This is a genomic window from Streptomyces shenzhenensis (assembly GCF_021462265.1).
GTDB classification, from domain to species: domain Bacteria; phylum Actinomycetota; class Actinomycetes; order Streptomycetales; family Streptomycetaceae; genus Streptomyces; species Streptomyces shenzhenensis.
Window position 1 is genome coordinate 39,912 of record NZ_JAJONF010000034.1, and the last position, 22,695, is coordinate 62,606.

At 71.9% G+C, this 22,695-nt stretch carries 18 protein-coding genes and 2 pseudogenes; 18 read left to right on the plus strand and 2 right to left on the minus strand.

Going from position 1 to position 22,695, the window contains the following annotated elements; translation table 11 throughout:
• Positions 1-54 precede the first annotated feature (54 nt).
• The 8 genes from LQ326_RS33300 to LQ326_RS33335 all read left to right on the plus strand — a co-directional run bounded on the left by LQ326_RS33300 (position 55) and on the right by LQ326_RS33335 (position 8,046).
• Positions 55-912: an AAA family ATPase gene (locus LQ326_RS33300; RefSeq protein ID WP_234542831.1), complete on the plus strand. Its 858-nt coding sequence runs from the start codon at positions 55-57 to the stop codon at positions 910-912.
• Positions 909-2,282 carry a VWA domain-containing protein gene (locus LQ326_RS33305; RefSeq protein ID WP_234542786.1) on the plus strand — a complete coding sequence of 458 codons (1,374 nt, stop codon included), beginning with the start codon at positions 909-911 and terminating at the stop codon, positions 2,280-2,282. The genes LQ326_RS33300 and LQ326_RS33305 overlap by 4 nt, the downstream gene beginning before the upstream one ends.
• A gap of 181 nt (positions 2,283-2,463) precedes the next feature.
• Positions 2,464-3,615, plus strand: coding sequence for an NAD(P)/FAD-dependent oxidoreductase (locus LQ326_RS33310; RefSeq protein ID WP_234542787.1), 1,152 nt, complete (start codon positions 2,464-2,466; stop codon positions 3,613-3,615).
• Complete coding sequence (locus LQ326_RS33315; protein WP_234542788.1) at positions 3,612-3,911, plus strand: (2Fe-2S)-binding protein; 300 nt, start codon at positions 3,612-3,614, stop codon at positions 3,909-3,911. The genes LQ326_RS33310 and LQ326_RS33315 overlap by 4 nt, the downstream gene beginning before the upstream one ends.
• Positions 3,904-5,325 (plus strand): FAD/NAD(P)-dependent oxidoreductase, encoded by a 1,422-nt coding sequence (locus LQ326_RS33320; protein WP_234542789.1) that lies wholly within the window; start codon positions 3,904-3,906, stop codon positions 5,323-5,325. Before LQ326_RS33315 ends, LQ326_RS33320 begins: the two co-directional genes overlap by 8 nt.
• Before the next feature lie 33 nt (positions 5,326-5,358).
• Positions 5,359-6,255, plus strand: coding sequence for a dihydrodipicolinate synthase family protein (locus tag LQ326_RS33325; RefSeq protein ID WP_234542790.1), 897 nt, complete (start codon positions 5,359-5,361; stop codon positions 6,253-6,255).
• Between the two features lie 61 nt (positions 6,256-6,316).
• Entirely contained in the window at positions 6,317-7,318 is a 1,002-nt protein-coding gene (locus LQ326_RS33330; protein WP_234542791.1) for a proline racemase family protein, read from the plus strand.
• A 32-nt stretch (positions 7,319-7,350) separates the two neighbouring features.
• The gene (locus tag LQ326_RS33335; protein WP_234542792.1) at positions 7,351-8,046 is read left to right on the plus strand and encodes a GntR family transcriptional regulator; all 696 of its coding nucleotides are present in this window, start codon (positions 7,351-7,353) and stop codon (positions 8,044-8,046) included.
• 232 nt (positions 8,047-8,278) lie between these two features.
• Here LQ326_RS33335 and LQ326_RS33340 read toward each other — a convergent pair whose 3' ends face one another.
• Together LQ326_RS33340 and LQ326_RS33345 are read right to left on the minus strand one after the other, a co-directional pair.
• Entirely contained in the window at positions 8,279-9,985 is a 1,707-nt protein-coding gene (locus LQ326_RS33340; protein WP_234542793.1) for an MFS transporter, read from the minus strand.
• Between the two features lie 125 nt (positions 9,986-10,110).
• Positions 10,111-11,151, minus strand: coding sequence for a LacI family DNA-binding transcriptional regulator (locus tag LQ326_RS33345; protein WP_234542794.1), 1,041 nt, complete (start codon positions 11,149-11,151; stop codon positions 10,111-10,113).
• 285 nt (positions 11,152-11,436) lie between these two features.
• Here LQ326_RS33345 and LQ326_RS33350 point away from each other — a divergent pair, with 285 nt between their 5' ends.
• From LQ326_RS33350 to LQ326_RS33395, 10 genes and pseudogenes are all read left to right on the plus strand, one after another.
• Entirely contained in the window at positions 11,437-13,380 is a 1,944-nt protein-coding gene (locus LQ326_RS33350) for a glycoside hydrolase family 127 protein (RefSeq protein ID WP_234542795.1), read from the plus strand.
• Positions 13,381-13,436: 56 nt separating this feature from the next.
• Complete coding sequence (locus LQ326_RS33355) at positions 13,437-14,651, plus strand: sugar ABC transporter substrate-binding protein (RefSeq protein WP_234542796.1); 1,215 nt, start codon at positions 13,437-13,439, stop codon at positions 14,649-14,651.
• 7 nt (positions 14,652-14,658) lie between these two features.
• Complete coding sequence (locus tag LQ326_RS33360) at positions 14,659-15,618, plus strand: carbohydrate ABC transporter permease (protein WP_234542797.1); 960 nt, start codon at positions 14,659-14,661, stop codon at positions 15,616-15,618.
• A complete protein-coding gene (locus LQ326_RS33365; RefSeq protein ID WP_234542798.1) occupies positions 15,615-16,436 on the plus strand; it encodes a carbohydrate ABC transporter permease in 822 nt (273 codons plus the stop codon). Before LQ326_RS33360 ends, LQ326_RS33365 begins: the two co-directional genes overlap by 4 nt.
• A 39-nt stretch (positions 16,437-16,475) precedes the next feature.
• Positions 16,476-18,209 carry an RICIN domain-containing protein gene (locus LQ326_RS33370; protein ID WP_234542799.1) on the plus strand — a complete coding sequence of 578 codons (1,734 nt, stop codon included), beginning with the start codon at positions 16,476-16,478 and terminating at the stop codon, positions 18,207-18,209.
• A 247-nt stretch (positions 18,210-18,456) separates the two neighbouring features.
• Positions 18,457-19,422 (plus strand): pirin family protein, encoded by a 966-nt coding sequence (locus LQ326_RS33375; protein WP_234542800.1) that lies wholly within the window; start codon positions 18,457-18,459, stop codon positions 19,420-19,422.
• Positions 19,423-20,083: 661 nt separating this feature from the next.
• Positions 20,084-20,266 (plus strand): annotated as a pseudogene (locus LQ326_RS48430) (site-specific integrase); the annotation flags it as partial.
• 50 nt (positions 20,267-20,316) lie between these two features.
• A pseudogene (locus LQ326_RS33385) lies at positions 20,317-21,057 on the plus strand (transposase); the annotation flags it as partial.
• Positions 21,008-21,979 (plus strand): hypothetical protein, encoded by a 972-nt coding sequence (locus LQ326_RS33390; protein WP_234542833.1) that lies wholly within the window; start codon positions 21,008-21,010, stop codon positions 21,977-21,979. The pseudogene LQ326_RS33385 and the gene LQ326_RS33390, both read left to right, overlap by 50 nt.
• A gap of 81 nt (positions 21,980-22,060) precedes the next feature.
• Complete coding sequence (locus LQ326_RS33395) at positions 22,061-22,636, plus strand: hypothetical protein (protein ID WP_234542801.1); 576 nt, start codon at positions 22,061-22,063, stop codon at positions 22,634-22,636.
• The last annotated feature ends 59 nt before the right edge of the window (positions 22,637-22,695 follow it).

The window sequence follows — 22,695 nt, forward strand, 5'->3', positions numbered from 1 at the left end:
ACCCGGACCTGCTCGCCGTACGCGTGCCACGACCCCGACCAGCCGGAGGCCCCGTTGTTCACTTCCGTCGACGACGTCTCCGCGCGCCTCGCCGAGACCGGTTACCTCGCCTCCCCCGCCGTCGCCACCACCGTCTTCCTGGCCGACCGGCTCGGCAAACCGCTCCTCGTCGAGGGCCCCGCCGGGGTCGGCAAGACCGAGCTGGCGAAGGCCGTGGCCCAGGTGGCCGGGGCCCGCCTGGTACGGCTGCAGTGCTACGAGGGAGTGGACGAGTCCCGGGCGCTGTACGAGTGGAACCACGCCAAACAGCTCCTGCGGATCAGCGCGGGCCGGGACGAGACCTGGGACGAGGCCCGCACCGACATCTTCAGCGAGGAGTTCCTGCTTCCCCGCCCGCTGCTCACCGCGATCCGGGGCGACGACCCGAAGGTGCTGCTGATCGACGAGACCGACAAGGCCGACGTCGAGGTGGAGGGCCTGCTCCTGGAGGTGCTCAGCGACTTCCAGGTGACGGTCCCCGAGCTGGGCACGGTCACCGCGACCCGCCGTCCCTTCGTCGTGCTCACCTCCAACGCCAGCCGAGAGCTGTCCGAGGCGCTGCGCCGCCGCTGCCTGTTCCTGCACATCGGCTTCCCGGACGAGGAGCTGGAGCGCCGGATCGTACGGCTGAAGGTGCCGGAGCTCACGGAGGCGCTCGCCGAGTCCGTCGTCCGGGTGGTCGGGGCGCTGCGGGCGATGGACCTGCGCAAGGTCCCCTCGGTGGCGGAGACGATCGACTGGGCCCGCACCCTGCTGGCCCTGGGCGCCGGCACGCTGGACGAGCAGGTCGTACGGGACTCCCTGGGCGTGATCCTCAAGCACCAGGACGACATCCAGAAGGCGGCCGCCAAACTGGACCTGGACGCGCTGTGAGCACACCGGCCGACCTCGCCGGCCGGCTGACCGGGCTGGTGGGCGCGCTGCGGTCGCACGGGGTGCGGATCGGCACCGGGGAGACCGTGGACGCCGGCCGGGCGGTGGCGGCGCTGGGACTGACGGACCGGGAGCTGCTGCGCGAGGGACTGGCCGCCACGCTGCTGCACGGCACCGGCCAACGGGCCGTGTTCGACCAGGTCTTCGACCTGTACTTCCCGCGCGGCGTGGGCGGGCCCGGCGGTGGGTCCGGCGACCGGTCCGGCGACCGGGAAGAACTGCGGGAGCGGCTCGCGGCCGCGCTGGCGGACGACGACACCGCGCTGCTGCGGCAGTTGGCGGCCGAGGCCGTCGACGGCCTGGGCGGATACGGGAGTTCGCCGGGCTCGGACGGGTGGTCGTCGTACCAGACCCTGGACCGGCTGCGGCCGCAGACGCTGCTCGCGCGGGTGCGGGCGGACGTCCGGGCGCGGGGCGGCGGCGACCCGGGGTTCGCGGACCGGCTGCTCGACGACGAGATCCGGCGGCGGATCGAGGCCTTCCGGGGCATGGTCGCCGCGGAGGCCCGGCGCCGGGTGGCCGAGCGGCGGGGCCGGGACCGGATCGCCCGGCGGGCGGTGGCGCCCACCGCGGACCGGGTGGACTTCCTGTCCGCCGGGCGGGAGCAGCTCAGCGAGCTGCGCAGGACCGTGCAGCCGCTGGCGCGGAAGCTGGCGACCCGGCTGGCCGCGCGCCGCCGCCGGGCCGCGCGGGGCTCCATCGACCTGCGGCGCACCCTGCGCGGGTCGCTGTCGACCGGCGGGGTGCCGATGCGGCCGGTCCTGCGCCGGCGCCGGCCGGTCCGCCCCGAGCTGGTGCTGCTGTGCGACGTCTCCGGCTCGGTGTCGGGGTTCTCCGACTTCACGATGCTGCTGGTGCAGGCCCTGCACGACCAGTTCAGCAAGGTCCGGGTGTTCGCGTTCGTCAACCGGATCGACGAGGTGACCGGCCTCCTGGAGCACGGCCGGGCCGATCCGGAGGGGCTGGGCGCCCGGATCCGCGCCGAGGCGACGCTCACCGGCTGGCACGGCAGCAGCGACTACGGCATGGCGCTGGGCGAGTTCGCGCAGCGGTACGGTGCCGCGGTCACCCCGCGCACCACCGTGTTCGTGCTCGGTGACGCCCGCAACAACAACCTCGACCCGAACCTCGCCGCCGTCCGCGAGATCACCGGACAGGCCCGGCGCGTCTACTGGCTGAACCCCGAACCGCACTCCCTGTGGGGTACCGGTGACTCGGCCGCGCCGGAGTACGCCAAGCTGGTGGAGATGCACGAGTGCCGCACCGCCGGCCAGCTCGGCGGGCTGATCGGGCGACTGCTGCCGGTGTGACACGCCGGTGCCGTCACCCATGGGAGGGGACGGCACCCGGCGGCCGCGCTCGGCTCCCCTCGGACTTCGCGCAGCCCGTCGCGATGCCGCCGGCGAAAGTCGTACAGGACAAGCAGGACGACCTGCGGGAGCGCCACACGGCGGTCTTCCGCCGGTGTGTGCCATGTGACATATTACTGCCGTGAGCATGCGACTGACCTGCGACGCCGTGGTGATCGGGGCGGGCATGGTGGGCGCCGCCTGCGCCCTGTACGCGTCCCGGGCGGGTCTGGACGTGATCGTGGTGGACCGGGGCCCGGTGGCCGGCGGCACGACCGGGGCGGGTGAGGGCAATCTGCTCGTGTCCGACAAGGAGCCGGGGCCCGAACTCGAACTCGCCCTGCTGTCCGGCCGGTTGTGGGCCGGCCTGGCCGGGGAGCTGGGGGACCGGATCGAGTACGAGCCCAAGGGCGGGTTGGTCGTCGCCGCCGGGCCCGAGGGACTGGCCGCCCTGGAGAGGTTCGCGGCCGGGCAACGGGCCGCCGGGGTGCTGGCGGAGGACGTCGCCGCGGATCGACTCCGCGACCTGGAGCCGTACCTGGCACCCGGCCTGGCGGGCGGCGTGCGCTACCCCCAGGACGCCCAGGTCATGCCGGCCCTGGCCGCCGCGCATCTCCTACGGGCCGGTGGCGCCCGCCTGTCGACCGGCCGTACGGTGACGGAGGTGCTGCGCGACGCCGGCGGTGCGGTACGCGGAGTCCGCACCGACCGCGGCGACATCCACGCCCCCGCCGTGGTGAACGCGGCCGGGACCTGGGGCGGCGAGGTGGCCGCCCGCGCCGGAGTGCGCCTGCCCGTCCTCCCCCGGCGCGGCTTCGTCCTGGTCACCGAGCCGTTGCCGCGCCGCGTACGGCACAAGGTGTACGCCGCCGACTACGTGGCCGACGTGGCCAGCGACTCGGCCGCGCTGCAGACCTCGCCGGTCGTGGAGGGTACGGCGGCCGGGCCGGTCCTGATCGGCGCGAGCCGGGAACGCGTCGGCTTCGACCGGTCGTTCTCGCTGCCGGCCGTACGGGCGCTTGCGGCGGGCGCGACCCGGCTGTTCCCGTTCCTGTCCGGGGTCCGCGCCATGCGCGGCTACGTGGGATTCCGCCCGTACCTGCCCGACCACCTCCCCGCGATCGGTCCCGATCCGCGTGCGCCGGGCCTGTTCCACGCCTGCGGGCACGAGGGCGCCGGCATCGGACTCGCCACCGGTACGGGGCGGTTGATCGCCCAGGTGCTGAGCGGCCGGACCCCCGAGCTGGACCTGACCCCGTTCCGTCCCGAGCGCTTCGGCGAGGAGGCCCTGTGAACCCCCTGGAGTTGGCGGATGCCCGGCCCGGCCCCGCCTTCACCGTCACCTTCGACGGCCGGGAGCTCGTGGCGCTGCCCGGCCAGACGGTCGCCGCCGCGCTCTGGGCGGCCGGAGTCACGTCCTGGCGGACCACCCGCGGCGAGGGCCGTCCGCGCGGGGTCTTCTGCGGGATCGGCGTCTGCTTCGACTGCCTGGTCACCGTCAACGGCCGTCCCAACCAACGGGCTTGTCTGGTGCCCGTCGAGCCGGGCGACGCGATCCGTACGCAGGAGGGCACGGGGCACGATGACTGACACGAGCCGCCGGGAGAGGTCACCCCGCCTCGCCGTGATCGGCGCGGGCCCGGCCGGTCTCGCCGCCGCCCTGGCCGCCGCCCGGCACGGCCTGCGCGTCACCCTGATCGACGCGGCGCCGGAGGCGGGCGGTCAGTTCTACCGGCAGCCCGCCGCCGGTCTCGGCGCCCGCCGCCCGCAGGCCCTGCACCACCGCCGGCGGAGCTGGGAACGCCTGCGCGCCGGCCTCGACCGGCAGATCACGGCGGGGCTGGTGACCCATCTGCGCGACCATCACGTGTGGTGTGTGACGGGGGCACAGCGGTCCGGTTTCACCGTGCACGCACTGCTCGGCCCCGAGCAGGAGCAGCCCGTGGAGGTGCGCGCGGACGCGGTGCTGCTCGCTACCGGCGGCTACGAGAAGGTGCTGCCCTTCCCCGGCTGGACGCTCCCCGGTGTCGTCACGGCGGGCGGGGCGCAGGCCATGCTGAAGGGCGGACTCGTACTGCCGGGCCGTACGGCGGTCGTCGCCGGCACCGGACCGCTGCTGCTGCCGGTCGCGACCGGACTCGCGGCGGCGGGCGCCCGGGTGGCGGCCCTGGTGGAGTCCGCCGACCCGCGGGCGGTCGTACGGCGCTCCCCCGCGCTGGCCGCCCAGCCGCACAAGCTCGCCGAGGGCGCCCGCTACGCGGCCCGGTTGCTGCGGCACGGGGTGCGCACCCTGGTCCACCACGCCGTCGTCGAGGCGCACGGCGACCAGCGGCTCGAAGCCGTCACCGTCGCCGCGCTCGACGCCACCGGCCGGGTGGGGCCGGGCACCCGGCGGCGCATCGGCTGCGACACCCTGGCCGTCGGGCACGGCATGCTCCCGCACACCGATCTCGCCGAGGCCCTGGGCTGCCGGCTCGACGGGGCCGCGGTGCACGTGGACGACGAGCAGCGCACCGATGTGCCGGGGGTGTGGGCGGCGGGCGAGGCCACCGGCATCGGCGGCGCCGAACTCGCCCTCGCCGAGGGGCACATCGCGGGCCGGTCGGCCGCCGTGCGGCTGTCGGGCCGGGAGCCGGACCCGCGGGGCTGGGCGGGGGCCGCCCGGATCCGGGCGGGGCTGCGGCGGTTCGCGGCGGCGATGGACGACGCGTACGCGCCGCCCGCGCACTGGGCCGAGCAGGTCACCGACGACACGGTCGTCTGCCGGTGCGAGGAGGTCACCGGCGGGACGGTCCGGCGGGCCGTGACCGAACTGGGCGCGGGAGACGTGCGGACCGTCAAACTGCTCACGCGGGCCGGGATGGGCTGGTGCCAGGGGCGGATGTGCGGGCCCGCGGTCGCCGGCCTCGCCGGCTGCCCGGAGACGGCGGCGCGCAGACCGTTCGCCCGGCCGGTGCCCCTCGGGGTGCTCGCGCGGGCCGGCACTACCGAAGACGAACAGTGATATGTCACATTCCCCCCTCATGGAGGTGCCCCGATGACCGTCTCCCACCCCCGCCCCTGGCGAGGTGTCCTCGTAGCCACCGCGCTCCCGCTGCGCGACGATCTCTCCGTCGACCACGAGAAGTACGCCGAGCACTGCGCCTGGCTGGTGGAGAACGGCTGCGACGGTGTCGTACCGAACGGCTCGCTCGGTGAGTACCAGGTGCTCACCCCCGAGGAGCGGGCCAGGGTGGTGGAGACCGCCGTGGCCGCCGTCGGCGGGGCGCGGGTCATGCCCGGGGTCGCCGCCTACGGCTCGGCCGAGGCCCGCCGCTGGGCCGAGCAGGCCAGGGACGCCGGCTGCGCGGCCGTGATGCTGCTGCCGCCCAACGCCTACCGCGCCGACGAGCGTTCGGTGCTGGCGCACTACGCGGAGGTCGCGAAGGCGGGAGTGCCGATCGTGGCGTACAACAACCCCATCGACACCAAGGTCGACCTGGTGCCGGAACTCCTCGCCACGCTGCACGGCGAGGGGTACATCCACGCTGTCAAGGAGTTCTCGGGCGATGTCCGGCGCGCCTACCAGCTGGCCGAACTCGCCCCGGACCTGGACCTGTTGATCGGTGCCGACGACGTCCTGCTGGAGCTGGCGATCGCGGGCGCCAAGGGCTGGGTGGCCGGTTACCCGAACGCGCTGCCGGCCTCGACGGTCGAACTGTACCGCGCGGCGGTGGGCGGGGACCTGGACACCGCCAGGCGGCTGTACGAGCAGCTGCATCCGCTGCTGCGCTGGGACTCCAGGGTCGAGTTCGTGCAGGCCATCAAGTTGTCCATGGACATCGTCGGCCGCCACGGCGGCGTCTGCCGCCCGCCGCGCGTGCCGCTGCTGCCCGAGCAGGCGGCCGCGGTCCGCGCCGCCACCGAGCAGGCCGTCGCGGCCGGACTGGCCTGACCGGGCCGGCCCCCGCCACGGACCCGGCCCCGGCCCGGACCCCCGACCCACGAGGAGCGTCATGCGCAGCAAACTCGTCCTGCACGCCGTCGACTCGCACACCGAGGGCATGCCCACCCGCGTGATCACCGGCGGGATCGGCACCATTCCCGGCGCGACCATGAACGAGCGGCGGCTGTACTTCCGTGAACACCGCGATCACATCAAGCAGTTGCTGATGAACGAGCCGCGCGGGCACTCCGCGATGAGCGGGGCGATCCTGCAGCCGCCGGCCCGGCCCGACTGCGACTGGGGCGTGGTCTACATCGAGGTCTCCGGCTATCTGCCGATGTGCGGGCACGGCACGATCGGCGTGGCGACCGTGCTCGTGGAGACCGGGATGGTGGAGGTGGTGGAGCCGGTCACCACCATCCGGCTGGACACCCCGGCGGGCCTGGTCGTCGCCGAGGTCGCGGTGGAAGACGGCGCGGCGAGGAACGTCACGCTGCGGAACGTGCCGTCGTTCTCCGTCGCGCTGGACCGGAAGATCGTGCTGGCTGACGGACGGTCGGTCACATATGACATGGCATACGGCGGCAACTTCTACGCCATCCTCCCGCTGGACGAGTTCGGCCTCCCCTTCGACCGCACCCGAAAGGACGACATCCTGCGGGCCGGCCTGTCCCTCATGGAGGCGATCAACGCCGAGGCGGAGCCCGTGCATCCCGAGAACCCCTCCATCCGCGGCTGCCACCACGTCCACCTGGTCGCCCCCGGCGCCACGGCCCGCCACTCCCGGCACGCGATGGCCATCCATCCCGGCTGGTTCGACCGCTCCCCCTGCGGCACCGGCACCAGCGCGCGGATGGCGCAGCTGCACGCCCGCGGCGAACTCCCGCTGGACACCGAGTTCGTGAACGAGTCCTTCATCGGCACCCGGTTCACCGGACGGCTCCTCGGCACCACCGAGGTCGCCGGCCGCCCCGCGGTCCTGCCCAGCTTCACCGGCCGGGCCTGGATCACCGGCACCGCCCAGTATCTGCTGGACCCGGACGATCCGTTCCCGGCCGGCTTCGTACTCTGATCCTCTCCGTACCCGTCCCAGGAGTCCTCCCCATGTCCGACCAGCCCCGCAGTCCGAGCACCGCCGCTCCCGCCATTCCGTCGCTCGGCGGCCGGAAACCGAACTTCCGGGAACGGGTCGTGGACGTCCTGCGGGCCGCGCTGATCGCCGGTGAACTGCGTCCCGGCGAGGTGTACTCGGCGCCCGGGCTCGCCCCCCGCCTGGGCGTCTCCGCGACTCCGGTGCGCGAGGCCATGCTCGAACTCGTGAAGGAGGGCATGGTCGAGATCGTTCCGAACAAGGGGTTCCGGGTCACCGCCGTCTCCGAGAAGCAGCTCGACGACTACACGCACGTCCGGTCCCTGATCGAGATCCCGACGACGGTCGCCCTCACGGCCACCGCCGACCCCGGCGACCTGGAGGCGCTGCGGCCGCTCGCCCTGGAGATCGTCACCTCGGCCGTGAAGGGCGACCTCATCGCGTACGTCGAGGCCGACCTGGCCTTCCACCTGGGGCTGCTGGGGCTGGCGGGCAACGACCACCTCGTGGAGGTGGTGCGGGACCTGCGCCGCCGTTCGCGGCTGTACGGGCTGACGGCGCTGGTGTCGGCGGGACGCCTGAAGGCCTCCGCCGAGGAGCATCTGGAGCTCCTCGACGCCCTGCTGGCCCGCGACGAGCGGGCCGTGCGCGAGGTCATGACCCGCCACCTGGGCCACGTGCGCGGCCTGTGGGCGGCCCAGCGGCCCTAGGGGCTGTCCGGCGGATCAAGTCGCGGGAAAGCAGCGGTGACTGTCAGCCGAGGTGAGCGGGGGCTGGTGCGTCCAACTGCAAGGCGGAGGAGGGAGTCGACGCGGTGGGGGCACCTCCCGGCCGAAGGCTGGGGGACGTCGGCGACCGACGACAACGCCGCAGGTGGGCGTGCCAGCCCCCGCGTCTGCGGCATGATCCGCTGGACAGCCCCTAGGTGTATTGCCCCGCGAACTACGCCCCGGGATGGGCGAGTTCGATGTCGTGGTCGTGGATGCCGGCGCCTGAGACGGCCACCCCGGCGGCGTGCGGCGGGTAGCCGGTCGCGATGACCGTGTACTGGCCGGTGTCCAGGTCGGAGAAGGCGTACGCGCCGTCGTCCCCGGTGGTAGTCGTGCCGACGACGTTGCCTGCCGCGTCCACCAGGGTGACCCGGGCGTCACCCAGCGGCCCGGCGGCTCCGCGGACGGTGCCGCGCACATGTGCCCCGGGCCGCAGCCCGACCTCGACCCGGGTGGTCCCGGCTGGCTTCCGGCGCGGGATGAACGCGGCCACGAGCAGCGCGAGGACCGCCGCGCCGGAGCCCGCCGCCATGACCACCTTGAAGCCGTTCTCGGAGGGTATGCGCGCCGTGCCGAAGACGGTGGTCAGCTGGGCCAGGATCACCCCGGCGACGGCGCTCGCGGTGGACGTGCCGATGGACCGCATCAGGGTGTTGAGGCTGTTCGCGGCGGCCGTCTCGTGCGGGTCGACGGCGCCCATGATGAGCGCGGGCATCGCGCCGTAGGCGAAGCCGATGCCGGCGCCGACGACGCAGGAGACGAGCACGAGCTGCCAGACGGCGTTCATCAGCACGATGTTCAGCCCGTATCCGGCGGCCACGATCACCGCGCCGCACATCAGGGTCACCTTCGGCCCGAAGTTCCTGGAGACGAGCGCGGAAACGGGCGCCATCGCCATCATCACCAGGCCGGTCGGGGCCATCACCAGGCCGGCGTCCAGCAGTGACCTGCCCAGGCCGTAGCCGGTCGCCTCGGGCAACTGCAGGAGCTGCGGAAGCACCAGGGACATCGCGAACATCGAGAACCCGAAGGCGACCGAGGCGAGGTTCGTGACGAGGACCTGTCGGCGGGCCGTGGTGCGCAGGTCGACCAGCGGTTGCGTGGTGCGCAGTTCGTACCGGCCCCAGGCGAGCAGGATCACCACGGCGGCGCCGAACAGGCCGAGCGTGGTGCCGCTGCCCCAGCCCCAGTCGGCGCCCTTGGAGATGCCGAGCAGCAGACAGACCAGGCCCGCCGCCATGCCGAGGGCGCCGGCCAGGTCGAAACGGCCGCCGGTGCGCACCTTCGACTCCGGTACGAGGAGCAATACCAGCAGCGCGGCGACGACACCGAGCGCGGCGGAGGTCCAGAACAGCACGTGCCAGTCGAAGTGGTCGGCGATCAGCGCGGCGGCGGGCAGGCCGAGGGCGCCGCCGACGCCAAGGGAGGCACTCATCAACGCGGTGGCGGAACCGAGCCGTTGCGCGGGGAGTTCGTCGCGCATGATGCTGATGCCGAGCGGGATCACGCCGGAGGCCAGGCCCTGCAGGGCCCGCCCGACGATCATCGGTACGAGGGAGTCGCTCAGCGCGGCCGTGACCGAGCCGGCGACCAGCATGACCACGCTGGTAAGCAGCATCAGCCGCTTGCCGTACATGTCGCCGAGCCGGCCCGTCACGGGGGTGGCGACGGCGGCCGCGAGCAGGGTGGCGGTGACCGCCCACGCCGCGTTGGACGCCGAGGCGTTGAGCAGCTTCGGCAGTTCGGGCACGATGGGGATCACCAGGGTCTGCATCAGCGAGACCACGATCCCGCCGAAGGCGAGCACCGCGACGACGACGTCGGTCCGCGGCGCGGCCGGGTCCCCGGCGGCTGCCGGCCGGGGCTGTGCATGGGACATGGTCGGGCCTCCACGGGGCCGCTCGGGTCTGCACGCCCCTCCCGAATGTAAGTCAATTGATTGACTCAAACAACAGACGGTTTCCCCTGCGGTGGGGCGGACCGGAGGCTCGGCACACTCCGCCGTCAGCTCGACTCGCGCACCACCAGGCGGCAGGGCACGGTGTGCACCCCGGGCTCCGGCTCCGCGTCGATGGCCTGGAGCAGCCGCAGCGCGGCGATCCGCCCGATCTCGGCCAGGTTCATGTCGACGGTGGTGAGCGGCGGACGGCAGGCGAGGGCCATGGTGTCCCAGTTGTCGTAGCCGACCACCGCGATGTCCCCCGGCACGTCCTTGCCGCGCTCGCGCAGCGCCTCCGCGACACCCCGGGCGATCTGGTCGTTGCCGCAGAAGACGGCGTCCGTGTCGGGAGCCGTCCGCAGCACCGCGTCGGCGGCGCGCCGCCCCCAGGCCTCACTCCACTCCCCGAAGTGCACGCGCCCCGCGGCGAGTCGCAGGCCCGCCCCGGCCAGGTGCTCGGCGGCGTGCCGGGCGCGGTCCCGGGCGGCCTGGTGGTGCTCGGGTCCGGTGACATGGGCGATGCGGGTACGGCCGGCGGCGAGCAGGTGCTCCACGGCGAGCCGGGCGCCGCCGCGGTCGTCGGTGATGACGGAGGTGTCGGCGGGGCCGGTCGACGGGGCGAGGGCGTAGACGACCGGGATCGCCGGGTCGATGCCGGTCAGCGGCGGGCGCGGGTCGGTACGGCGGCCGGCGACGATGATGCCGTCGACGCGCCGGTCGGTGAGGGTGCGCAGATGGTGCTGCTCGCGGATGGCGTCGCCACGGGTGTCGCAGAGCAGGACGGAGATCTTCCCGGCGCCGAGCGCGTCCTCGGCACCGAGCAGGACCGGGGTGCTGAAGCGGCCGATGCCGTCCGTCGTCATCAGGCCGACCGTCCAGCTGCGGCCGCTGTGCAGGCTCTGGGCGTGCTGGTTGGGCCGGAACCCGAGCGCCCGCACCGCGTCCATGACCCGCTGCCGGGTCTCCGGGCGCATCCGTCCGGCACCGTTCAGCGCCTTGGACGCCGTACCGACACTGACACCGGCGAGCGCGGCGACATCGGCGAGCCTGGCCCGGCCGGCTGGCGGAGAGTTCGGTGCGGGCGGAGAGCCTGGAGCAGAGGACACGGGCAAACCTTTTCCTAGACGGATCCTCGGCACGGCCGCCGGCCTCGCGACGACAGAGCCGTCCCACATCGTCGCAGCCGCTCACCTGGACCACCAGCCCTGCCGGGCAAGTTGAAAAAACTGCGCCGGGCGTCTTGACCGCTCTCCCCGGCTGCCCTGTACTTCTCGGCGAGAAAACGGTTGCCCAAAACGGTTCCGCACATCTCCACGCTCGATATTCCAAACAATGTTCGATATATCGAAACCGCGCGTCCAGGCGTCCCGTCCCTCCCCCCTCGGAGAGCCATGCCCCGCACCCGCTCCGCCCTGCCCTCCCCCGCCGGCCCGGTCCGCCTCAGCCCCGATGCCCGCACCGCGCTGCGCCCGGCGGCCGTGACCGTCGACGGCGGCTTCTGGCACGACCGGCGCGCGGCCAACGCCCGCGTCTCCCTGCCGCAGGGTCCGGACCTGCTGGAGTCCGCCGGGAACCTGCACAACCTGCGGCTGGCGGCCGGTACTGCCGAGGGGACGTTCCAGGGGGCGTACCCGTTCGTCGACACGGACGTCTACAAGTGGCTGGAGGCGGCTTCCTGGCACCTCGCCCAGGGCACCGGCGAGGGCACCGGTGACAGCACCGACGAGGCACTGGCCGCGGACGTGGCGCGGATCGTCGCCCTGGTGGCCGCGGCCCAGCAGCCCGACGGCTATCTCAACACCTGGTTCCAGCTGGTCAAGGGCGGTGAACGGTACCAGGACCTGCGCTGGGGACACGAGTTGTACTGCGCCGGACACCTGATCCAGGCCGCGGTGGCCCACCACCGTGCCACCGGCCGCCCCGAACTTCTCGACGTCGCCCTCAGGTTCGCCGACCACATCGACTCGGTGTTCGGCCCTCCCGGCAGCGGCAGGCCGATCGACGGCATCGACGGTCACCCGGAGGTGGAGACGGCCCTGGTGGAGCTGTACCGGGAGACCGGCGAGCGCCGCTATCTCGACCTGGCCGGGTACTTCGTCGACCGGCACGGCCATGGCCTGCTCGGCGGCGCGGCCTACTGCCAGGACCGGGTCCCGGTGCGCGCGGCGACGAACGTCGAGGGCCACGCAGTACGGCAGTTGTACCTGCTGGCGGCGGCCGCGGACCTGGCGGCGGAGACCGGGGACACCGAACTCCGCACGGCGGCGGAGCGGCTGTGGCTCGCCATGACGACCACCAAGACCCATCTCACCGGCGGGCTCGGCGCGCACCACGACAAGGAGGACTTCGGCGACCCCTACGAACTCCCCAACGAGCGTGCCTACTGCGAGACCTGCGCCGCGATCGCCTCCGTCCAGTGGAGCTGGCGCATGGCCCTGCTCACCGGTGAGGCCCGTTACTCCGACCTGATCGAGCGCACCCTCTACAACGGCTTCCTGGCCGGCGTCTCGCTGGACGGCGAGCGGTGGCTGTACGTCAACCCGCTCCAGGTCCGCGACGGCCACACCGACACCGGCGGCGACCAGTCGGCCCGCCGCACCCGCTGGTTCCGCTGCGCCTGCTGCCCGCCCAACGTGATGCGGCTGCTGGCGAGCCTGGAGCACTATCTGGCGTCGAGCGACGAACAGGGCCTGCAGATCCACCAGTTCGTCACCGGAACGTACACGGCCGACCGGGTCCGGGTGCGGGCCGAGACGGACTACCCCTGGCACGGCACGATCGCGTTCACCGTCGAGGAGACCCCGTCCGACGGCCCCTGGACGCTGTCGCTGCGCATCCCCGAGTGGTGCCGTGAGTTCCGGGTGCGGTGCGGCGAGGAGACGTACGACTCCGCGCTCGACCACGGGTGGCTGCGGCTGGCACGGACCTGGGCGCCGGGCGACCAGGTGGTGCTGGAACTCGCCCTGGAGCCGCGGCTCACCGCCGCCGACCCGCGCGTGGACGCCGTACGCGGCTGTGTGGCCATCGAACGCGGGCCGCTCGTGCACTGCCTGGAGCAGGTCGACCATCCGGGTGGCGGTCTGGACGACGTCGTCCTCGACCCGTCCCGCCCGCTCGCCGTGAAGCACCGCCCGGACCTGCTCGGCGGGGTCACCACCGTGGTGGCCGCGGGCCGGCGGCGCCGCGTCCCCGACCGGGGCTGGTGGCCGTACGCCCCCGCCCACGGTGTTCCCGCCGAAGCCGACGGCGAGCCGGTCGAGTTGACCGCGATCCCGTACCACGTCTGGGCCAACCGCGAGGACGGCAGCATGCGCGTCTGGCTCCCCACCTCCTGAGACACCCCGTCCTACGACAACGAGGTCACCCCGTGATACCCACCCGCCGTACCCTCATGGCCGTCGCCACGGCCGCCCTTCTCCCCCTCACCGCCTGCGGTGGCGGTTCCGGCTCCTCGGGATCGTCGTCCTCGGCCGGCGGGACGTACACCTTCTGGGACCCGTACCCGCAGTTCGACGCCTCCTCGGACTGGGGCAGGCGGGTCACCGCGTGCGGCACCGCGGCCGGGGTGAAGCTCAAGCGGACCGCCTACGACACCACCGACCTCGGCAACAAGGCCCTGCTGGCCGCGCAGCAGGGCAACGCGCCGGACGTGATGCTGGTCGACAACCCGGTGGTCTCCACGCTGGTGGAGGCGGGGATCCTCAACAAGACGAGCGACCTGCGCCTGGACACCTCGTCGATCCAGAAGAACATCATCGGCGCCGGCACGATCGACGGCGCCTCCTACGGCGTGCCGATCGGCGCCAACACCCTCGCGCTCTACTACAACAAGAAGGTCCTCACCGCGGCCGGCGTCGACCCGGGCTCGGTCCGGGACTGGGCGTCGCTCACCGCCGCGCTGAAGAAGGTCAAGGCGGCCGGCAAGAAGGGGATCACGTTCTCGGCGATCAACACCGAGGAAGGCAGCTTCCAGTTCCTGCCGTGGTTCTGGGGCGCGGGGGGCGACCTCACCGAACTCGACTCCGCCAAGGGAGTCGCCGCGCTGTCGTTGTGGAAGCAGTGGGTGGACGCGGGGTACGCGCCGAAGGACGTGCTGCAGAACACCCAGACCACCAGCTGGCAGGAGTTCGCCACCGGCGACTACGCGTTCAGCGAGAACGGCACCTGGCAACTGGGCAACGCCGACCAGGCCGGCTTCTCGTACGGGGTCATCAACATCCCCGCGCAGAACGGCGGTTCGGCCCCGGTGCCGACAGGCGGCGAGTTCGTCACCGTGCCCGTCCAGCAGGACACCTCGCGCTACGCGGTCAGCAAGAAGATCGTCAGCTGTCTGACCAGCGACTCCAGTCTGCTGGCCACCGACACCACACTCATGTACGTGGCGCCGACCTCCGCCGTGCAGAGCGAACAGGTCGAGAAAAACGCGGAGTTGAAGCCGTGGGTGGCGGCGGTCGCGGCGGCCCGGGGCCGGACCAGCGGCGGTCTGGGCACCAAGTACCCGACGATCTCGCAGCCGATGTGGACGGCCGTCCAGGCGGCGCTCTCCGGGAGCAAGAGCCCCCAGGACGCCCTGGCCACCGCCCAGTCCAGCGCGCGGAAGGGCTAGGACCGGCATGACCGTCGCCCGGGTCGACCGGCCGCGGCGAGCACCGGCCGCCGCGGTGCGGGCGAGCGACACCGGCGCCCGCTGTCTGCGCCGCAGGCGGCGGCTGACCGCGCTCGCCTTCGTGGCTCCCCTGCTCGTCTACCTCGCCGCCTTCTACCTCTATCCGCTGTACCGCAACCTCGACCTCAGCCTGCGCGACTACACCGTGCGCTCCTTCGTGGCGGGCGACGCGCCGTTCTCCGGCTGGGACAACTTCCGCACGGTGCTGGGCGATCCGACGTTCGGGCCGGCGATGCGGCACACCATGGTCTTCACCTTCGTGTCGATCGCCTTCCAGTACGCGATCGGGCTCGCCCTCGCGGTCTTCTTCAACCGGCACTTCCGGCTGTCGACCGTGCTGCGGGCGCTGTTCCTGATCCCCTGGCTGCTGCCGCTGATCGTGTCGGCGTCGACGTGGTCGTGGATGTTCAACAGCGAGTCGGGGGTGGTGAACTACCTCCTGCACTTCCTCGGCGTGGCCCCCGTCGGCTGGCTGACCTCGCCCACCTGGGCGCTGGCCTCGGTGATCATCGCCAACATCTGGATCGGCATCCCCTTCAACCTGGTCATCCTGCACAGCGGCCTGCAGAACATCCCCGGTGAGCTGTACGAGGCCGCGGCCCTGGACGGGGCGGGCGCCTGGCAGCAGTTCCGCCGGATCACCTTCCCGCTGCTGCGCCCGGTGTCGGCGATCACCCTGCTGCTGGGGCTCGTCTACACCCTCAAGGTGTTCGACCTGATCTGGATCATGACCAAGGGCGGGCCCGGCGACGCCTCCTCCACCCTGGCCACCTGGTCGTACCAGCTCGGCTTCGGCACGCTGCTGCCCCGGTTCGGCCCGGGCGCCGCGGTCGGCGACATCCTCATCCTCATCGCGCTGGCCTTCGGCCTCCTGTACATCCGCGTCCAGAGGAGGCAGGAGTCATGAAATCCCGTACGGGCAAGCGCCGTCACACCGTCATCGGCCTCCTGCTCACCGCGCTGATGCTGTTCCCGGTGTACTGGATGGTCAACGTGTCCCTCACCCCGCAGCGGGACATGCGCAAGAGTCCGCCGGACCTGCTCCCGCTGCACCCCACCTTCGAGGGCTACCGGGCGGTCCTCGACGACCAGCTCCCCTACCTCGGCACCAGCCTGCTGATCGGCCTGGGCACGGTCGCCCTCACCCTTCTCCTCGCCGCCCCCGCCGGCTTCGCGCTGGCCAAGCTCCGCCCGCGCGGCACCGGCGCCCTCGGCCTGGCGCTCCTCATCGCGCAGATGATCCCCGGGATCGTCATGGCGATGGGCTTCTACGGCATCTTCCTGGACCTCGGTCTGCTCAACTCCTGGTGGGGACTGATCGTCGCGGACTCCACCATCGCCGTGCCCTTCGGCGTCATGATCTTCACCGCGTTCATGTCGGGCATCCCCGGCGAACTCGTCTCGGCCGCCCGGATCGACGGCGCCGGCGCCTGGCGCACCTTCCGGTCGGTGGTACTCCCGCTGAGCCGCAACGCGATCGTCACCGTCTCGCTGTTCGGCTTCCTGTGGGCCTGGTCCGACTTCGTCTTCGCCAACACCCTGGACGGCGGCGGCGGTTGGAAGCCGATCACGCTCGGCATCTACAAGTACATCGGCAACAACAACCAGGAGTGGAACGCAATCATGGCCACCGCCGTGGTCGCGTCGGTCCCCGCGGCCGTCCTCCTCGTCCTCGCCCAGCGCTATGTGGCCGCGGGCGTGACCGCGGGCGCGGTGAAGGACTGAACCCCGCAACTCCCCCACCCTTCTGAGGAGATCCATGCCATGAGCCGCATCCCCCGCAGAGCCGTACTCGGTGCCGTGGTCCTCACCGCCGCCGCCCTCGGCCTCACCGCCCCCGCCCAGGCGGCACCCACCGCCGCCACCACCCTCGTGGTGAGCGCCGACCAGACCCTGCGCCCGGTCACACACGTGGCCTCGGGCAGCCTGTACGGACTGGACACCGCGAGCGTGCCGGCCGACAGCCTGGTCGAGCCGCTCAGGCCGAACACCTTCGTACAGATGGCGCCCGGCGGCAGCCAGCTGCCCAACGGCGAGCCCGCTCCCGGCGGTGACGCCCTGGTGGTGGCCCCCGAGGCGGCGAAGGCCGGCGCCAAGGTCGTCGTACGGATGCCGGATTGGTACCCGAACTTCCCCTACAAATGGGTGAGTTGGAGCGACTGGCTGTCGGCCGTGGACAAGCAGGTCGCATCCGTGCGGTCGTCCGGCGCGACGAACATCAGCGCCTACGAACTGTGGAACGAACCCGACGGCACCTGGAACACCTCGGCGGCGGGCGCCTTCGACGACGGCTGGTCACGGACGTACAAGGAGGTGCGTTCGAAGGACACCGGCACGCCCATCCAGGGGCCCAGCTTCGCGACGTACACCGACAGCAAGATGAAGACGTTCCTCCAGGACGCCATCGCGAACAACGCCGTGCCCGGCATCATCAGCTGGCACGAGCTGCAGAGCAGCGCGAACATCGCCGCGCACGTGGCCGACTACCGGGCGCTGGAGTCGAGCCTCGGTCTCAGCCCCCGCCCGATCGCCATCGAGGAGTACGCCGCCCCGAGCGAGGTCGGCGTCCCCGGTCCGCTCGCGAGCTATGTCGCCAAGTTCGAGCGGGCCGGCGTGCACGACGCGGAACTCGCCTTCTGGAACCACTACGGCACCCTCGGTGACACCCTCACCGACACCGGCGGCTCACCCAACGGCGCCTACTGGCTGTACAAGTGGTACGGCGACATGTCGGGGAACATGCTCGTCACCACGCCCGCGGCCCAGACCGGCATCGACGGCTTCGCCTCCCGCAACAGCGCGGGCAACCAGATCAGCGTGGTCACCGGCGGCTGCACAGGTTCGTGCGCGGTCACGATCAACGGACTGTCGTCACTTTCCGCGTTCGGCGGCACCGTGCACGTCAAGCTGGAGTACACCCCGTCCAAGGGCCGGACGACCGCCACCGCCGGGCCGGTGACCGTCTCGGACACCGACTACCCGGTCAGCGGCGGCTCGATCACCGTCCCGGTGGCGATGAACGCCTCCGACGGCTACCGCCTGACCGTCACCCCGAGCGGCACCGCCGCCTCACTGGCCGGCCGGTACCAGATCACCAACAGGAACAGCGGCCTCGCCCTCGACACCAGCGGCGCGGGCACCGCCCAGGGCACCGCGGTCGTCCAGGCGACCTCCACCACGGGCACCGACCAGAACTGGACCCTGGTGGCCGCGGGCAGCGGCCTCTACAAGATCCAGCAGCAGGCGAGCGGTCTGCTCCTCGGCATCACCAACGCGGGCACCAGCGCCGGCGGCACCGCCCTGATCTGGGGCGACAACGGCACCACCGACCACCTCTGGCAGCTGATCCCGTCCGGCGACGGCTACTACAAGATCGCGAACCACAACAGCGGACTGCTGCTCGGCGTGACCGGCATGAGCACCTCGTCGGGCGCCCAGGTGCTCCAGTGGGACGACAACGGCACCGCCGACCACCTGTGGAAGCTGACGGCGCGCTGACCTGTGCCCCAGTGATCCCGAGCACATCCCTGCGGGGCGACGAGCCGCTTTCGTCGCCCCGCACCGCCCTTTCCGGTTGACGCACAGCCGGAAGGAACCGGGCGGCCGGGGCGGCCGGCACCCGCCTCTCCGCGCCGGACGCGAGGCGGGACACCCACCGGCCGGTCCTCGGCAATGTGAGGGACGGATTCCGTACGAGCGGCTGACCGCTCGGCAAGGGGGACCTTCGGCCGCTAGGTTGTCCGGCATGAGCAACCTTGACCGCGCGCCCGTTCCGAGCGTGTGCGGCGGCCGCGGATTCGTCGTCGCCGAACCCGTCCGCGAACTGCTGAGCCCCCGCCATGTGCAACTCGGCGAGTCGACCGAGGTGCGCCGGCTGCTGCCGAACCTCGGCCGGCGCATGATCGGCGCCTGGGCGTTCGTCGACCACTACGGCCCCGACGACATCGCCGACGAGCCCGGGATGCAGGTGCCGCCACACCCGCACATCGGGCTGCAGACGGTCAGCTGGCTGCACCAGGGCGAGGTCCTGCACCGCGACTCGACCGGCAGTCTCCAGACGATCCGCCCGCGTGAACTCGGGCTGATGACCTCGGGCCGGGCGATCAGCCACTCCGAGGAGAGCCCCCGGCCGCACGCCCGCTACCTGCACGGGGCGCAGCTGTGGGTGGCCCTCCCTGACTCCCACCGCCACACGGACCCGAGGTTCGAACACCACCCCGACCTGCCGACGGTCACGGCTCCCGGCCTGCGGGCCACGGTCATCCTCGGCTCTCTCGACGGCGCCACGTCCCCCGGTACGACGTTCACCCCCATCGTCGGCGCGGACCTCACCCTCGCCCAGGGCACCGACCTGCGCCTTCCCCTGGAGCCCGACTTCGAGTACGGCGTCCTGGCGATGTCCGGCGAGGTGCGCGTCGACGGCGTTCCGGTGCTCCCGGGCTCCATGCTCTACCTGGGCTGCGGCCGTCTGGAACTCCCCCTGCGCGCGGAGTCGGACGCGTCGATCATGCTCCTGGGCGGCGAGCCGTTCGAGGAGGAGCTGATCATGTGGTGGAACTTCATCGCCCGTTCCCAAGACGAGATCGTACAGGCCCGGGAGGACTGGGAGAAGGGGGCCCGTTTCGGCGAGGTGACGGGGTATGACGGGGCACCGCTGTCGGCACCGGAGATGCCACCGACACCACTCAAACCACGCGGACGAGCGCGCTGACCTGCATATACACCGACTCTCCCGCCGAGAGCCGATGACCACGCGGCCGCCCTCCGCCTAAAGATGATCTTTGACGGCAAGAGCCCTTGGAAGCTGTCGAAACGGCACCTCCGGGGGCTCTGTCGATTCCAACGTGTGGGCATCTGTGGGCAGCTTTAGCAGAACCAATGCTGACCTAATGCTGACTTTTCTGATGGGATGTCAGGTCCGTGAGTGGCGCCGAGGCCACTGCCGGAGGAGCATCGCGACAGATGTGGGCCGTGGCGCGCACCTACCTGATGGAGCCGTGAGCGAGCGCCTTACGCATGGCAGGGCCCCATGGACTCCCTTTGGTCGACCCGTTGTGGAAGTCCAACAGATTCGGTGGCACCGAGACGAGGCTTGTACGAGGCGGCCGGAGCCCGCGCCATGGCCGGCTTCTACGCGACCCCAGCACTCAACCTCGGCGCCACAATCGGGGATCTCGGGTCTCTGTGGGCCAGCTGACACCTTGTCACTGCCGCGCCGCTGGTCGCGCCCCCCTCGCGCGGGGTGCTCGCCGGCCGGAGCAGTGAAGTGCTCCAGTGACGCATGCGAACACCCCGTTGAGCTTCGAGGGCCGCCCAGTACTCGTCGAGCGCTGCCGCACCCGGCCGATCGGGCACGTCGCCGCCGAGGCCGGCGTCTCCAGGTGAAGAACACCATCGCCGTCCTGGTCCGCGTCATAGAGCGGGCAGTCCGTGACGGCATCATCAAGGTCAACCCCGCCCGGGTGACCGGCTAGCAGAAACTCTACAAGCAGGCCGAGGACCAACTCATCGACCCACGCTCGCCAGCCCTGCCCGACTGGGAGACCCTCCTCGCTCGCTCTGTGGGTTCTAGCGGTCGTTGCAACACCCCAGTTCAAGGGGTGCGATGGACTTCGACATCCGCAAGGTCCGGACGGCTCAGGGGACCAGGAAGCTCCACGCCGAGCGGGAGGAATACTTCCGGCTCGTGAAAGCGGGCTACAGCAACAAGGAAGCGTCCCGGATCGTCGGCGTGAACGAGCGGACGGGCCGTGAGTGGCGCAACGGCCGGTGGGAACCACAGCGGCTCAGGAGACCGGATGCCCGGGCGGCGGCCCGGGCGGATCGGCCACGCCCTGACCGCAAGCGGGCACCCGCTCCCCGGGAACGGGTGCCCGCCGCCGGTCAAGAGTCGGCACCCGCCGTTGTGCCCTCCCGGTACTTGTCGCAGCACGACCGGATCCACATCGCCGACCGGCTGCACGAGAAGGCCACCATCCGGGCGATCGCCGCCGAGCTGGGCCGCAGCCCATCGACGGTCAGCCGCGAGATCCGCCGCAACCGCACCATCGGAACCCGCGGCCAGTGGCACTACCGCCCTTTCGCCGCCCAGGCCCGCGCTGAGGCCCGCCGGCCCCGGCCCAAGCCCGGCAAGATCGGCCAGAACCCGGAACTGCGGAACTTCATCCAGGACCGTCTGGATCTACGGTGGAGTCCGGAGCAGATCTGCCAGGCTCTGCGGGCACACTTTCCCGAGCGGCCGGAGATGCACGTGGTCCACGAGACGGTCTACCAGGCCCTCTACGTCCAAGGCCGGGGTGAACTACGCCGCGAGCTGGCCCGCGCCCTGCGCTCAGGACGCACCCGACCCCCGACAGGAGGCAGGGTGGGTCGAGGAGGTCGACCTCGCGGAAGGTGGGCGTTATCTGCTGGCCCGCCGCGCGCTCGCCCCCGAGGGGCTGCGACGAGTGATCGAACAGAGCGTCGAGGCACGGGAGATCGACGCGAAGTGGCTGAAGTGGGAAGGTGAAGCCTGGGTCGGGATCGCGCTTCGGCTGGACCAAGACCTGGAACGCGGTCTGCTGTACACCTTCCTCCCGATGTCGGATGCGGCCCGTGCGCCCTTCCGCGGCCACGCCCATGCTCCGTTCTTCACCAAGCTGGCCCGGCTTCACATCAGTGAGGCTGTGGGTCTGAACGCATTCCTCCTGGACCAATTGGCCGAACTGTGCCTACGGTTGGTGTCGGCACTGCGCGCCCAGGGGCCGTGTACCGCAGTCCGGCATCTCATCCTGGACCTCGTGTGCTGGGACGTCCCGGCCCGAATCGACAGGACGCTCGGCGGGAAGCTGGCGGACGAGCCGATCGTTCCCCTGGTCGGGGCCGACTCGTGGGGCACGCTTCGGAGTTCGTTCGCATGGCCCGAGAGGAAACGCCCCTGGACGGTCCTCACCGCCGAAGCGCTGGCCGAGGCCGGAGGTCGCCTCCTCGATCCTTCCGTCGGGCCACTTCGGGAGGCCCGTCTCCTCAAACTCCACCAAGACCTGCTCGCAAAGCTCATGCGCCCTTCGTCACGGACGGCTGCGGCGTGGGTGGAGCGCGTCGCCGAACGGCTGCAGCCCGCTGGAGATGCACAACCGGACCCCTTGTGGGCGGACTTCTACGACGACCTCGCGCAAGCGTTCGCCGCCCACCCCGAAGACCTTCGCGGCCGACGGATCATCCTCGATCAGGACGGCCGGCTCTGGCCCGCGCTAGGTGGTGCGGAAGCGGCCGGCAAGAGCGAGTAAACCGTCTTCTTCCATCCGGAGGACGAGGGCGGCAACGGCACCGCTCAGGTACCGAAGGCGCTGAAGGCCCTGCGTCGGCGGATGACCTTCACCCGTCCCGGCATCGCCTGGGGACGTCCCGGACGCACCTTCCTCGAAGCCCACCGGCTGGTACGCCCGTATCGGCCCGGCCGGGTCTTCGAGGCACTGAGGGATCTCCTCGCCAAGAGCCCCTCGGACGCCCTGTGCCGAGATGCCTTGTCCTTCGCCCTCCGCCTCTTCCCCTCACTCACCGAGGTCGAGCGCCGTCGGCTCCCCCACACAGGCTTCCGCCTGCCCACTGGTGATGGCGACTGGATCAAGGCGGCACGTTGCCTCTTCTCCCCCGCTTGGGGCACCGAGGGAGGACGACGCCTGGCGAAGTTCCTGGACGCGGGTGGCAACGAGATCCCGCCCCTGGCGGCCCTGCGTAAACGCTGGCTCAGCGACCCAGACGACTGGCCCGTTCCGGTCAGCGACCTCGCGGCCTACGTCGACTTCCTCAAGGCCATCGGTGTCGGCGACGGCCTCCCCCTTTCCTGGGGCGGCGGCAGGCTCGGGGCAGCCAACGGCCGGGACATGGAACCGGGAGTCGTGGCCCGGAGGCTGCCGCTCGGCGACGAGCTCGGACGGGTTTAGGCAAAGGACGTCGACCGTACGTGGAGCGGCTTCGCTCACCCCTGGACGCCGTACGAGTT

Coding starts and splice junctions, on each gene's coding strand:
- LQ326_RS33375 (WP_234542800.1), top strand. CDS start 18,457: ATGAGCAACCTTGACCGCGCGCCCGTTCCGAGCGTGTGCGGCGGCCGC.
- LQ326_RS33335 (WP_234542792.1), top strand. CDS start 7,351: ATGTCCGACCAGCCCCGCAGTCCGAGCACCGCCGCTCCCGCCATTCCG.
- LQ326_RS33325 (WP_234542790.1), top strand. CDS start 5,359: ATGACCGTCTCCCACCCCCGCCCCTGGCGAGGTGTCCTCGTAGCCACC.
- LQ326_RS33365 (WP_234542798.1), top strand. CDS start 15,615: ATGAAATCCCGTACGGGCAAGCGCCGTCACACCGTCATCGGCCTCCTG.
- LQ326_RS33360 (WP_234542797.1), top strand. CDS start 14,659: ATGACCGTCGCCCGGGTCGACCGGCCGCGGCGAGCACCGGCCGCCGCG.
- LQ326_RS33340 (WP_234542793.1), bottom strand. CDS start 9,985: ATGTCCCATGCACAGCCCCGGCCGGCAGCCGCCGGGGACCCGGCCGCG.
- LQ326_RS33320 (WP_234542789.1), top strand. CDS start 3,904: ATGACTGACACGAGCCGCCGGGAGAGGTCACCCCGCCTCGCCGTGATC.
- LQ326_RS33395 (WP_234542801.1), top strand. CDS start 22,061: ATGACCTTCACCCGTCCCGGCATCGCCTGGGGACGTCCCGGACGCACC.
- LQ326_RS33350 (WP_234542795.1), top strand. CDS start 11,437: ATGCCCCGCACCCGCTCCGCCCTGCCCTCCCCCGCCGGCCCGGTCCGC.
- LQ326_RS33370 (WP_234542799.1), top strand. CDS start 16,476: ATGAGCCGCATCCCCCGCAGAGCCGTACTCGGTGCCGTGGTCCTCACC.
- LQ326_RS33330 (WP_234542791.1), top strand. CDS start 6,317: ATGCGCAGCAAACTCGTCCTGCACGCCGTCGACTCGCACACCGAGGGC.
- LQ326_RS33355 (WP_234542796.1), top strand. CDS start 13,437: ATGGCCGTCGCCACGGCCGCCCTTCTCCCCCTCACCGCCTGCGGTGGC.